The sequence below is a fragment of the Mesorhizobium sp. WSM3626 genome (assembly GCF_000513935.1).
GTDB classification, from domain to species: Bacteria; Pseudomonadota; Alphaproteobacteria; order Rhizobiales; family Rhizobiaceae; genus Mesorhizobium; species Mesorhizobium salmacidum.
On the sequence record NZ_AZUY01000006.1, the window covers coordinates 154,764 to 167,300 of the forward strand.

14 protein-coding genes are annotated in these 12,537 nt (G+C 62.9%); 6 read left to right on the plus strand and 8 right to left on the minus strand.

The features are described 5' to 3' along the window. Nucleotides 1-66: 66 nt before the first annotated feature. The 5 genes from tmk to M653_RS0107260 all read left to right on the plus strand — a co-directional run bounded on the left by tmk (nt 67) and on the right by M653_RS0107260 (nt 5,106). The gene (gene tmk / locus M653_RS0107240) at nt 67-741 is read left to right on the plus strand and encodes a dTMP kinase (protein ID WP_027142727.1); all 675 of its coding nucleotides are present in this window, start codon (nt 67-69) and stop codon (nt 739-741) included. Continuing rightward, the gene (locus M653_RS0107245) at nt 738-1,793 is read left to right on the plus strand and encodes a DNA polymerase III subunit delta' (protein ID WP_027142728.1); all 1,056 of its coding nucleotides are present in this window, start codon (nt 738-740) and stop codon (nt 1,791-1,793) included. The genes tmk and M653_RS0107245 overlap by 4 nt, the downstream gene beginning before the upstream one ends. Nucleotides 1,794-1,934: 141 nt before the next feature. Continuing rightward, nucleotides 1,935-3,488 (plus strand): methionine--tRNA ligase, encoded by a 1,554-nt coding sequence (metG, locus tag M653_RS0107250; protein ID WP_027142729.1) that lies wholly within the window; start codon nt 1,935-1,937, stop codon nt 3,486-3,488. Next, nucleotides 3,488-4,288, plus strand: a complete 801-nt coding sequence (locus tag M653_RS0107255; RefSeq protein WP_027142730.1) for a TatD family hydrolase — start codon at nt 3,488-3,490, stop codon at nt 4,286-4,288. The genes metG and M653_RS0107255 overlap by 1 nt, the downstream gene beginning before the upstream one ends. After that, entirely contained in the window at nt 4,285-5,106 is an 822-nt protein-coding gene (locus M653_RS0107260) for an MBL fold metallo-hydrolase (protein WP_027142731.1), read from the plus strand. The genes M653_RS0107255 and M653_RS0107260 overlap by 4 nt, the downstream gene beginning before the upstream one ends. A gap of 218 nt (nt 5,107-5,324) precedes the next feature. Here the strand turns inward: M653_RS0107260 and M653_RS0107270 are convergent, their stop codons facing one another. The 3 genes from M653_RS0107270 to M653_RS0107280 all read right to left on the minus strand — a co-directional run bounded on the left by M653_RS0107270 (nt 5,325) and on the right by M653_RS0107280 (nt 7,431). After that, nucleotides 5,325-5,987: a DUF1629 domain-containing protein gene (locus M653_RS0107270; protein ID WP_027142732.1), complete on the minus strand. Its 663-nt coding sequence runs from the start codon at nt 5,985-5,987 to the stop codon at nt 5,325-5,327. A gap of 196 nt (nt 5,988-6,183) precedes the next feature. Further along, nucleotides 6,184-6,528: a hypothetical protein gene (locus M653_RS0107275; protein ID WP_027142733.1), complete on the minus strand. Its 345-nt coding sequence runs from the start codon at nt 6,526-6,528 to the stop codon at nt 6,184-6,186. Nucleotides 6,529-6,552: 24 nt separating this feature from the next. Further along, on the minus strand, nt 6,553-7,431 hold the full coding sequence (locus M653_RS0107280) for an alpha/beta hydrolase (protein WP_027142734.1): 879 nt from the start codon (nt 7,429-7,431) through the stop codon (nt 6,553-6,555). Nucleotides 7,432-7,695: 264 nt separating this feature from the next. Here M653_RS0107280 and M653_RS0107285 point away from each other — a divergent pair, with 264 nt between their 5' ends. Then, nucleotides 7,696-8,607 (plus strand): agmatinase, encoded by a 912-nt coding sequence (locus M653_RS0107285; RefSeq protein WP_027142735.1) that lies wholly within the window; start codon nt 7,696-7,698, stop codon nt 8,605-8,607. 48 nt (nt 8,608-8,655) lie between these two features. On the opposite strand, the gene M653_RS0107290 is transcribed toward M653_RS0107285, so the two are convergent. The 5 genes from M653_RS0107290 to M653_RS01000000132195 form a co-directional block, all read right to left on the minus strand. Continuing rightward, the gene (locus M653_RS0107290) at nt 8,656-9,540 is read right to left on the minus strand and encodes an aldose 1-epimerase family protein (protein WP_027142736.1); all 885 of its coding nucleotides are present in this window, start codon (nt 9,538-9,540) and stop codon (nt 8,656-8,658) included. 198 nt (nt 9,541-9,738) lie between these two features. Further along, nucleotides 9,739-10,455, minus strand: a complete 717-nt coding sequence (locus M653_RS0107295) for a Bax inhibitor-1/YccA family protein (protein ID WP_027142737.1) — start codon at nt 10,453-10,455, stop codon at nt 9,739-9,741. Nucleotides 10,456-10,479: 24 nt separating this feature from the next. Then, nucleotides 10,480-11,253 carry an anti-sigma factor gene (locus M653_RS0107300; protein WP_027142738.1) on the minus strand — a complete coding sequence of 258 codons (774 nt, stop codon included), beginning with the start codon at nt 11,251-11,253 and terminating at the stop codon, nt 10,480-10,482. Beyond that, a complete protein-coding gene (locus tag M653_RS0107305; protein ID WP_245262072.1) occupies nt 11,250-11,768 on the minus strand; it encodes a sigma-70 family RNA polymerase sigma factor in 519 nt (172 codons plus the stop codon). The genes M653_RS0107300 and M653_RS0107305 overlap by 4 nt, the downstream gene beginning before the upstream one ends. Before the next feature lie 39 nt (nt 11,769-11,807). Continuing rightward, entirely contained in the window at nt 11,808-12,491 is a 684-nt protein-coding gene (locus M653_RS01000000132195; protein WP_348626231.1) for a histidine phosphatase family protein, read from the minus strand. Nucleotides 12,492-12,537 lie beyond the last annotated feature (46 nt).

The window sequence follows — 12,537 nt, forward strand, 5'->3', positions numbered from 1 at the left end:
CGTTTTCCCTGTCGCGGACTATCTAGAGCGCAACAACCCACTCAAACAGGAATAAAGGCCCCTCGGTTGGCGCGCGGATTTTTCATCACCTTCGAAGGCGGCGAAGGCGCAGGCAAGTCGACACAGATCGAGCGGCTGGCCACAAAGATGCGCGCCAAGAAGTATGATGTCCTGCGCACGCGCGAGCCGGGCGGCTCGCCGGGCGCGGAAGCGGTCCGGCATGTGCTGCTTTCGGGTGCCGCCGAACCGTTCGGGCCGAAGATGGAAGCGCTGCTCTTCGCTGCCGCGCGTTCCGACCATGTCGAGCAGGTCATCCGGCCGGCGGTCGAGCGCGGCTCCATCGTGCTTTGTGACCGCTTCCTGGATTCCTCGCGTGTCTATCAGGGCGTCACAGGCGGGATCGATCCGGCCTTCATGGCCATGCTGGAACAGGTCGCCATCAACGGCATGATGCCCGACATGACGCTGATCTTCGATATCGACCCGGCCGAGGGCTTGAAGCGGGCGACATTGCGGCGTGGCAGCGATGCCGTCGCCGACCGCTTCGAAAAGGAGACGCTGGCCATCCACCAGGCCCGCCGCGAAGCGTTCCTGGCGATCGCGGCGGCAGAGCCGGAACGCTGCATCGTCGTCGATGCCTCCGCCGATCCGGACACGGTGGAGGATGTCGTCACGGCGACCGTGTTCGCGGCACTGGAGGCAAGGGCGCCCGAGCGCAACAGGCAGGTCGCACCGGTATGATCTTCGAACGCATCGCGCCGGAACAGCACGACACGCTGGACGGTGTGCCGGAACCTTCCGAAACGCCACGTCTGGTCGGGCACGGGCAGGCCGCCACCATGCTTGCCGCCGCCTATCGCGCGGGAAAGCTGCCGCACGCGCTGATCTTCGCTGGACCGGTCGGGATCGGCAAGGCGACGCTCGCCTTCCATCTTGCCCACCACCTTTTAAAGCATCCAGCCTTCGAGCAGGCGCCCGGCAACCTTGCGGTTCCCGATCCGGCCTCGCCGCTGTTTCGCCAGATCGCCACCGGTGCGCATCCGGGGGTGCTGCATCTGACCCGTCCCTTGAACGACAAGACCAAGAGCTTCAAAACCGTCGTCACCGTCGACGAAATCCGCAAGGTCAGCCGCTTCCTGTCGCTGACTTCGCATGACGGCAGCTACCGGGTGGTGATCGTCGACCCGGCCGACGACATGAATGCCAATGCGGCCAATGCCCTGCTGAAGAATCTCGAGGAGCCACCGGCACGGACCCTGTTCATTCTCATCGTCCATGCGCCGGGCAGTCTGCTGCCGACGATCCGTTCGCGCTGCCAGGTGGTGCGGCTGACACCGCTCGACGCCGACGAATTGATGGCGGTGCTGGAGACAGCGGAGCCGCCACCACCGGACGATCCGGTAGCGAGGGCCGCACTGGTCGAGCGGGCAGGGGGGAGCGCCCGCAGCGCGATCCTGTTGACGCAGTATGGCGGGCTGGAGATCGCGCAGACGCTCGATGGCCTGGTGGCGACGGGAAAGAGCGATATTGCCGGTGCCTACCGCCTGGCCGAGGCCGTCGCGGGCAAAGACCAGGCGATCCAGTTCGACATCTTCAACCGCCGGGCGCTGGACCTTCTGTCGGACGCGGCAAGCCAGGCGGCGCGGGCTGGCGATCTCAAGCGGGCCAAAACGCTCTCCGATACTTGGCACGAGGCCCTGGACGCTATATCTGAAACGGACACCTACAATCTCGACAAGAAGCAGCACGCCCTGACCATGATCGACCGCCTGAATTCTGCAATGCGAATGTGACGGCCTTTTTGGTGCATGCCGTTGGCCTCCCAAACAGGAGCCACTTTTGGGCGGCATGCACTGGTCTCGGGATGGCAATCGCCATTCCGATGCGATATCCACCGCCACGGCTTCCATTCAGACATTCATGACGGTTCATTCATGTCACGCGACACATTCTACATCACCACCGCGATTTCCTATCCGAACGGCAAGCCGCATATCGGCCATGCCTACGAGCTGATCGCCACCGACGCGCTTGCCCGTTTTCAGCGGCTCGATGGCAAGCAGGTCTTCTTCCTCACCGGCACCGACGAGCACGGCATCAAGATGCTGCAGACGGCAAAGAAGGAAGACATTTCGGCGCGCGACCTGGCCGACCGCAACTCGGCCGAATTCAAGCGCATGGCGACCGCGCTCAACGCCTCGAACGACGATTTCATCCGCACCACCGAGGAGCGGCATTACGCGGCTTCGCAGGCGATCTGGAAGGCGATGGCCGCCAATGGTGACGTCTACAAGGGCGGCTATGCCGGCTGGTATTCGGTGCGCGACGAAGCCTACTACGGCGAGGAAGAGACCGAGGTCCGTCCCGACAATATTCGCTATGGGCCACAGGGAACGCCGGTCGAATGGGTCGAGGAAGAGAGCTATTTCTTTCGGTTGTCGGCCTATCAGGACAAGCTCGTCGCGCTTTATGAAAACCAACCCGACTTCATCGGTCCGGCCGAGCGCCGCAACGAGGTGATGAGCTTCGTCAAGTCGGGACTGAAGGACCTTTCGATCTCGCGCACCACATTCGACTGGGGCGTGCCGGTACCTGGCGATGAAAAGCACGTCATGTATGTCTGGGTCGACGCGCTGACCAACTACATTACCGGCGTCGGCTATCCCGATGAAAAAGCTGATAATTGGCGGTTTTGGCCGGCTGATGCACACATCATCGGCAAGGACATTGTACGCTTCCACGCGGTTTATTGGCCCGCCTTCCTGATGTCGGCCGGCATCCCGCTGCCGAAGCGCGTCTTCGGCCACGGCTTCCTGTTCAACCGCGGCGAGAAGATGTCGAAATCGGTCGGCAACGTCATCGACCCGTTCACCATGATCGAGCATTACGGCCTCGACCAGGTGCGGTACTTCTTCCTGCGCGAGGTGCCGTTCGGACAGGACGGCAGCTACAGCCATGAAGCGATCGTCAACCGTACCAATGCGGATCTGGCCAATGGTCTCGGCAATCTGGCACAGCGCTCGCTGTCGATGATCGCCAAGAATTGCGGCGGCGTGGTGCCGAAGCGCGGCGATCTGGCGGAATCCGACAAGGTGATCCTGGATCAGGCGGTCGACGCTCTCGCCACCGCGCGCAAGGCAATGGCCGAACAGGGCATCCATCTGGCACTGGCGGCGATCTTCGGCGTGGTCGCGGAAGCCGATCGGTATTTCGCCGGTCAGGAACCTTGGGTGCTCAAGAAAACCAATCCGGAACGCATGGAAACGGTGCTGTGGACGACGGCCGAAGTGGTCCGGCGCGTGGCCGTTCTATGCCAGCCCTTCATTCCGGGCTCGGCCGGCAAGCTGCTCGACCTCTTGGCAGTGCCGGCGGACAATCGCGATTTCGTGCATGTCCACGCCGACCATGCGCTTGTGTCCGGCACGGCGCTGCCTGCGCCAGAGGGCGTGTTTCCGCGCTATGTCGAACAGACGGACGCGAACGCCTGATGCTCGTCGACAGCCATTGTCATCTGGACTTTCCGGACTTCGCCGAGGAGCGGGCGGCCATTGTCGCCCGCGCCAAGGCGGCCGGTATCGGCCGCATGGTGACGATCTCCACGCGCGTGAAGCGGTTTCAGCAAATCCTTGAGATCGCAGAGACTTTCGACGAAGTCTATTGCTCGGTCGGCACCCATCCGCACAATGCCGCCGAGGAGCTCGACGTCACCACCGCCGACCTTGTCCGCCTCTCCACTCACCCGAAGGTGGTGGCGATCGGTGAAGCGGGGCTCGATTTCTTCTACGACAAGGCACCACGCGATGCGCAGGCGCGGAGCTTTCGCGCCCATATCGCCGCCGCCCGCGAGACCGGGCTGCCTCTCGTCATCCATTCGCGCGATGCAGACGACGACATGGCCGCCATTCTCGAGGACGAGACAGGGAAGGGCGCCTTCCCGTTCATCCTGCATTGTTTTTCGTCGGGACGGCGGCTCGCCGAGGTTGGCGTATCATTAGGCGGCTATGTGTCGTTCTCGGGCATCCTGACCTTCAAGAATTCGATCGAATTGCGCGCCATCGCCGCCGATGTCCCGCACGACCGGCTGCTGGTCGAAACCGATGCTCCATATCTGGCGCCGGTGCCGTTTCGCGGCAAGCGCAACGAGCCGGCCTATGTCGCGCAGACCGCCAAGGTGCTGGCCGAGACGATCGGCGTCACCGAGGCTGCAATCGCAGCGGTGACCACCGATAACTTCTTTCGACTGTTTGGAAAAATGCCACGTCCGGACCAGCAGGCGCCCGAGGCATGAGCGACCGGCTGCGCCTCACCATTCTCGGCTGTGGATCGTCGCCAGGCACGCCGCGCATCACCGGCGACTGGGGCAATTGCGACCCCGCCAATCCCAGGAACCGGCGCATGCGCACGGCCGCGCTTGTCGAGCGCATCGCCGACAATGGCGGCCGCACCACGGTCGTCATCGACACCGGTCCGGATTTCCGCGAGCAGATGCTGATGGCTTCAGTCAGGCGTATCCATGGTGTGCTCTACACGCACCCGCATGCCGACCACATCCACGGCATCGACGATTTGCGCGGCTATGTGCAGGAGCAGGGGCATCGCATCGACATCCATGCCGACGAGCCGACCATGCTACGGCTGCGCCAGGCGTTCGGCTATTGCTTCGAGACGCCGCCAGGCAGTTCCTATCCGCCGATCGTCGACGCCCACATCATCGATCATTCCAGGCCGGTTGTGATCGAAGGAGAGGGGGGTGCCCTCACCTTCGAGCCGCTGCCCCAGATCCATGGCGACATCATTTCGCTGGGTTTCCGTATCGGCGGGCTCGCCTACTGTCCCGATATCAGCGACTTTCCCAAGACCACCACAGAGCGGCTGAGAGGCCTCGACATGCTGGTCATCGATGCGCTGCAGTACAACACGCATCCAAGCCATCTTTCGCTTGGCCAGGCGCTGGACTGGATCGAGGCGCTTTCGCCTTGCAACGCCGTGCTGACGCACATGCACGTGCCGCTCGACTACACCGCCGTGATGACTGAGACGCCCGACAATGTCGAACCGGCCTATGATGGTATGGTGATCGAAATCCCTTACGAGTCAGAACGATAGAGACAGCGGCTCAGTCGGCTTTCAACCCGCCGTTCGAATGTTCGATCATGAGTTCGAGGTCGTGAGGTGCCGGCGTGGTGCTGTTCACGATGTTGCTCGTCAAACGCCGAAACCGCAGCAATTCCCGGGCTGCGCCCCATGCGCTAGTTCCATAATCTATCTTATGCGACTTTCGCCACAACGTGAGAAGCATCTCGAATCCATCTCGCAACCCTGCTTTACAGCCCTGCCTTCCGAAGCAGGCCGGCCCAGAAGCTTCTGAGCGAACTCGCGGATGAGACAGGCGCACGCCGCTTCCCGCCGCGGTATTCGATCCTGTCGCGACCGACCGTTTCGTCGTTCCAGGCCAACTCAAAGGCGATGCCTTTGAGCCCGAGGTCTCCGATCTGACGCACGATGGTTTCTTGCAGATAGATATCGGATCTTCGCACGCCATCGGCACGCTCCGGCAGCTTGAATATCTCGGCCCCGGCGATGGCCTCGGCCCGAAGGACGAGGTTTTCGATCGTCATGATGCCGCCATCGTCAAAGCGGACGATTCCTGAACGTTCTTCATCCAGCGCGTCGACCACAGTGGTGACGTTGAAGAGCGATATCGGCTCGTCAGCACGAAGCGGCAGGAATTCGCCATACGGTTCGAGAATCGGCCGTAGCGACTCCAACGCCGTGCCCCTCAGAATGAGCACGTGCTCGCCAAGCCAAGGAAAATCCGAATACAGCCGGGGTGTTCCGTCGTCTTGCTCGCGCAGGAATTTCATCCGGGGCGAACGCCATCGCTTCTGGCTCCGGCACCCGAGGGTCGCGAATAGCTGGTAGTCGTCGGGTTGATGGGGAAGAACCCATTCCTGCCCCTCCACTACACTCAAAACATAGATTTTCACCCGACCTCCTGACCCTCGTCCGCTCAAGGCAGTGCTGCTCCGCAGGTGTACTCCTCCTGAGGTGTATTCGGCCTCGCAGCGGATTTCGAACGGCGCCCCCGATACAGACACGTCGATCGAGACAAACGCATCCGGTTTGGCGAACCGCCCGCACCCAACATATCATTGTACATGACGCGGCGGTGCCGCGCGACGCTCACTGTGTGTTCCGATATCCGCGGAGCCTCCGCCGGTCGAGCAGGATGCGATGGATCTGGATGCGCTCCGGCAGCTCGATCAGGAACTCCGGGTCGCGGTCGAGATGATGGACCTTGGTTGGCTCGCCCTTGGTGAAAGCCGTCATGGATTCGTGGTCGGGCCAGTACGAGATGGTGGTAAACCAGCTTTCCCCTTCGCGATCCTCGCGAAACAGCTGGACGCCCAGCGCGGTCTTCTCAAGCGGCGGAATGCCCTCGGCCTTCAAATAGACTTCGTAAGCGTCGCCCACACCAGCCCGGGTGCGGCCGCGCCAAATGCGCGCGATTGTCGGCGTTGTCGTTATCGATCCTTCTCCTTTTGCACTTCTTCACAAACCTTGCGCTGAACGATGGATGCGCGCGAGGAAGTCACGCACCAGCGGAAGCACGTCATCGAAATGGGTCTCCAGAAGCCAGTGGCCGGCGCCCTCGATGAGATGGAGTTCTGCTCCCGGCAGGTCGCGTTTGTAGGCTCGAGCCGATGCGGCCGGCATGTAGCCGTCTTCCGGCCCCCAGACGATGAGCGTCGGCGGCTGTCTTTCGCGCAAATAGGCCTGGTATCGCGGGAACCAGTCGAGATTCGCCTCCAGCTTCTCCATCAGGCCCACGGCCAGCCGCCGACGCAGCGGCGTATCCATGAGCGGCCAGTGGAGTTTCCATAGATCCGGTGGCATTCGCTCGGCCACGGCGTCAGCCACCTCACCGATAAACTCGTGCCGGAAACCCTCCTCGCTCACCGCCTCCTCCAGCGGACGATGCTTCTCAGGTGTTTTCTCGGTCCAATAGGCTTTGATAGCCGCATATTTCGGGCCGAGCACGTCTTCGTAGACGTCGCCGTTCTGAATGATCAACGCGGTGATGCGTTGCGGATGTGCGATGGCGTGGCGCAAGCCGATCTGCGACCCGTAGTCGTGCAACCAGAGCGCATAGCGGGACAGACCGAGCGTATCCGCGAAAGCCGTCAGAAATCCTGCATAGGCATCGAAATCATAGCCGAATGCCGAGAAGTCGGGCGTCGCGCTGTAGCCAAAGCCCGGGAAATCCGGCGCAAAGGTACGCCAGCGATCGGCCAATGCCGGCATCAGCCTCCGAAATTGATAGGACGAGCATGGATAGCCGTGCGGCAGCAGAAGCACCGGTGCGTCGGTCGGACCATCCTCGCGATAGAAAATGGTATTTCCGTCAACTTTCACTTGGCGGTGTCGCAACCTTGCCTCCTCGATAGAGCGTTCGAAGACGAGCGCATTGCGCTTCCAATACCTCTCGTCGTTTACGATGCTCGCGCTGGAAGGTTCCGTGCCAAACGGTGGTCAAGGAAAGATCGAAAGGGTCACCCGGCGCGGAACGCCGGGAATGAACCCAATGCAGGCCCAGCATGGGATCAAGATTTCGACGATGGAATCCGGCATACAAAGCAACTACCCTGCCCCAATCCGCTCATCATGCGTCGGCGGGACTGAAGGCGATCAGAAATGACCACTCGATCTTCCTTTCTGGGCTTGCCCGATCGCCTCGCCGATGGCACGGCGCCCCGCGCAGTGATCTTCGGAGCTGGTCACGGCAGCACCTATCCCGGCAAAGACAGCGGCAGCCATGCCTTGGCCGCCGATGCCATCCGTGTTGCAAGCCAGGGTGATGCCGCGCTCATCGAGCATTGGGATTTCGATCTCGGCGGCCCGCTGTTCGACGGCAGGCCGATCTGCTGCGTCGACGCCGGCGACATCCTGACCACCATGCATGACAATGCCGGCAACCGCGCCCGGATCGAGGCGAAGACGCGCGAGGTCCTGTCATTGCCGGCCGTGCCCATCCTGCTCGGCGGAGACGATTCCGTGGTCATTCCCTTCCTCACCGGCTTCGCGGATCACGGGCCTGTCTGGATCCTGCAGATCGACGCCCATATCGACTGGCGCGACGAGGTGCATGGCGAACGCCACGGCTACTCCAGCCCGATGCGCCGGGCGAGCGAGATGGCGCACGTCGCCGGCATGGTGCAGGTCGGACTGCGCAGCGTCGGCAGCGCACGCCTCACGGAGATCGAAGCGGCGCGGCACTATGGCAGCCGTTTCGTCACCGCGCGCGAGGTCCACACCCTGGGTGTCGAAGCGGCGCTCAGGCACATCCCGGAGGGAGCGCGGGTCGTCGTCACCCTGGACTTTGACAGCCTCGATCCCAGCATCATGCCGGGCGTAGCAGCGCGTACTCCCGGCGGCCTCACCTACACGCAGGTCATCGATCTTATTGCCGGCTTGGGCAAGCGGGCGAGGATCGCCGGATTCAATCTGGTGGAGTTCTATCCGCCAGCCGACATTGACGGCCTGTCGGCGCTGACCGCCGCGCGCCTCCTCGTCAATGTGATCGGCGCCGTGGTCCGGCAGGTTTGAAACCCGACCTGAGGTCGAATACGGCCCCTGTCCAGCCTACAGGAAACTTTACCGAGGCCCCTGCTCCAGCCTGATCCGGTAACTCAGCGAACGCTTCGCGCCCGGCGCGATCAGCATCAGGCCCGGTTTGTCGGTGAACTCTCCATCGAAATCCAGCGGGCTGGCCGTGCCGTGCCAAGGCTCGATGCACAGGAACGGTGCGCCGCCTGGTTTGGACCAGATGCCCAGTTCCTGAAATCCCTGCCATGAGACCTCGATCGCCGGACCAGTCTCGGCGCCGTAGCGAACGCTGTTGCTGACCGGCCGGTCCATGATCACGGCGTCTTCGTCGAACAGCCGTTCGGAGAGTTCGAGGATATTGCCTTTGACCGGCGTTGGCTGCGGCTTCGCGGTGAGCAGGCCATCCTTCAGCCGGCGGATCGGCGCTGGCTCGTCATCGGAAAAGGTCAGCCGATAGTCCGTTTTGGCCAGATCCGGCAGCAGCGGCCAATTGAAAGCCGGATGCGCCCCGATCGAGGCCGGCATCGGCTGGTCGCCGGAGTTGGTGACCTCCAATCCTATGTCGAGTTGCCCCTCGCCCAGTGTATAGGTCACGGCCAGGCGGAATGCGAATGGGTAGTGGGTTCGGGTTTCCGCGTCATCGGTGAGCACCAGCGTACAGGATCGAGGCGCCCTCTCCGCCCACATAAACGGCTTGTCGCGGGCGAAGCCGTGCTGCGTCATCGGATAGGTCTGGCCGCGATGGCGCAGTTGATCGCCCTCCAGCCGGCCGACGATCGGAAACAGCACTGGTGAATGGCGCCGCCAGGCCGGACCGGCCTGCCACAGGAACTCAAATCCTTGCGCATCCCTTAGCGAAACCAGTTCGGCGCCTTGCCCGGCAATGGTCGCCGATATGCCGTCGCCATGAAGCGTCAGGCTGTCCTGTTCCATATGTCCTCGCGGTTCGTCTGGTGGCCGGCAGGCTAGCAAATGGCCAGGCGTGAACTCAAGGCGGCGGACGCAGCATTTCACACAGTCGCGATGAACTTCGATGGCGCCACGAGCCGGGCGCCGTCTCAGATCAAAAAGTGGCCGGAGGTTTCCCTCCGGCCACGGCAAGATGCCAGCTGTTTCCTGCTACGGTTCGGATTATTCCCGCTCGCCGGTGAAATTCAGCAGCAGTTGGAAGATGTTGATGAAGTTCAGATAGAGCGAGAACGCGCCGAAGACGGCGAGCTTCTGCCGCGACTCCGCATCGAAATTCTCCGCATACTGCTCCTTGATCGTCTGCGTGTCCCAGGCGGTCAGGCCGATGAACACGGCGATGCCGATCACCGAGATGGCGAACTGCAGTGCGGTCGAGCCGAGGAAGATGTTGACGATGCTGGCGATCACCACGCCGATCAGACCCATGATCAGGAAGGACGAGAACTGGGTCAGGTCGCGCTTTGTCGTGTAGCCATAGAGGCTGGTGGCACCGAACATGGTCGCGGCGATGAAGAAGGTGCGCGCGATGCTGGTTCCGGTGAAGACCAGGAACACCGAGGCCAGCGAGAGGCCCATGACGGCACAGAAGGCCCAGAACATTGCCTGCGCGCTTGCCGCCGACATGGTCTGCATCTTGAACGAGAACAGGAGCACGAAAGCGAGCGGCGCCAGCATCACCACCCATTTCAGCGGGCTGGAAAAGATCGGCACATAGAGAGACGGCGTCGACGACACCAGCAAGGCGACAAGGCCCGTAACCACCAGGCCGAGGCCCATATAATTGTAGACGCGCAGCATGTGCTGGCGCAGGCCCTCGTCATAGACGGCTCCGGTCCGGGCGCCCGTGCCCACGCGGTATCCAAGATTGGGCGTATTCATTTTGAGGTCTCCTTTGTGGATGGGTCAGTAAAGCGTTCTGGCGAGCGTTTCGGCGGTGCGGTCGAGATCATGAACCCCGCTCTTCGCGACAACCGCGTAGGCGACATCGCCAATCTGGAAATAAGCCGAGGAGATATCGCCGGAGGGCGCGACGGTCGGTTTGACCACATCGAAAGTGCCCGGCCGGATCGCGAACAGCGACACCAGGCCCATCTCCTTCGTTTCAACCGCGATCTCGACGCTCGGGCCGAAGCGCGACGGATAGATCTGCACGTCGCGGACCTTCCAGTCCTTCGGCAGCGACGGCATGACGATGGCGGTGGCGGCGCGGATCTCGCCGGCATTGTAATTGGGCGCTTCGGTCTGCGAGGGCATGTTTTCGCGCAGCAACGTCGTCCTGTGTGCCTGGACAGCCTCGTCGACATAAGCGGGCGGCTGTGGCGAAGCGACGACCTTTGTCACCGACATCGGCCCGACGATACCGTTGGCCAGCCAGCCGGCGGCAACGAAGGCGGCGACCGCCGCGGCGCGTTGCAGCACGCCGAAGATGCGACCCCGGCCAAGTCCCCTCTCCAGCCGCCGCGCCGCATCGGCCGTCGCCGGCCGCGCCATGCCCTCGGAGCCGGCCAGCGCCACGCGCAGTTCGTCGCGGGTGCGCAGATCCGACATCACGCGCGCGGCCGCATCCGGACGCGCGGACAGGAAAGCCTCGACCTCGATGCGGCGGGCGACATCAAGCTGGTCGTCGACATAGGCGTCGAGATCGGCGTCCGTAACCGGGTCGACAAGAGCGGTCATGAGTCACCTCCAACGATCCTGAGATGATTTTTGCCGCGCGCTGGCGCCTCTTCCATCTGGCGCAAGGCCGCGCGCGCCCGGCCGATACGCGACATTAGCGTGCCCAGCGGCACGCCACTGGCGTTGGCGGCCTGCTGGTAGGAGAGCCCCTCGATGGCGACCAGATGCAGCGCCGAGCGCTGCTCTTCCGGCAGGCTGAAAAAGGCTTCGCGCACCTGCGCCAGGCGCACGGAATGTTCCTGCGGCGCCGGCGTGCTGCCGTCGGCCAGATATCCGGCTTGTTCGAGACGTGCCGCTTCCGAGCGGCGCGAACGCATGCGGTCGATGAAGGTGTTGTGGACGATCGACAGCAGCCATGCCCGCAGGTTTCCGCCGGAGCGGAAGGTGCCGCGCCGCTCATAGGCGCGCACCAGCGCGTCATGCACGAGATCCTCGGCCTCGACGCCGTCGCGCGTCAGCGAGCGCGCGTAGCGCCGCAGCGGCCCGAGCTGTCCTATGATGTCAAAGCGTGGCATCGACGGTTTCATGTCCTGTTTACGGAGCATGTGGGGGTTTTAATCCCGGGGGCGCCACTTTTCTTTGCTGGAGGATATCGCCGCGGCTCGCGTCTCAGCCCCAAGCGGTTTTGCCGGTTTGAGAGCTGTTACGCCGCAGGCGCGCAGCATCCACCTGCGGCCATCGCTGCGAAAATCGGTGATGCTCAGCGGCTCGACGTCAATCTTCCAACTGGCGGCAAGCGGCGCGCTGAGAACATGCAGGATCGCGGTGCGGATGACGCTGGCATGCGTCACAGCGATCGTGTGACCACGTTCGGCGATCAATCGATCCATCAATCCAGCGGCCCGTTGGGCAACGTCGGCCAGCGATTCACCGCCACAGGGGGCCGCATTCGGATCCGTGCGCCAGGCGGCGATCTCGTCCGGCTGTAGCGCCTGCACCTCGTCGAAGCTCTTGCCTGCCCATCGACCGTAGTTCTGGTCTGCCAGCATCGGATCGACAGACGTATCCAGCGATAGCGCCTCCGCGGTCTGACAGGCGCGAAGCGCCGGCGCTGTCCACACACGGTCGGCCCGACGCAGCGTCCCACGCATCGCCTTTGCCAATGCCCGCGATCGTGGCTCCAGCGGTTCATCCGAAGGAAACGATCCTTTCCGGGTCGCCGCCGTGGCGCCGGCGCAGATCATGGTCAGACGGACGAGCATGGAGCATGCTTTCTCTGAAGTTTGTGGAAGCTGCACCAACAGGTGCCGCCTTTCGCGTCGGCGCACCGAAACCTCTGGTGAA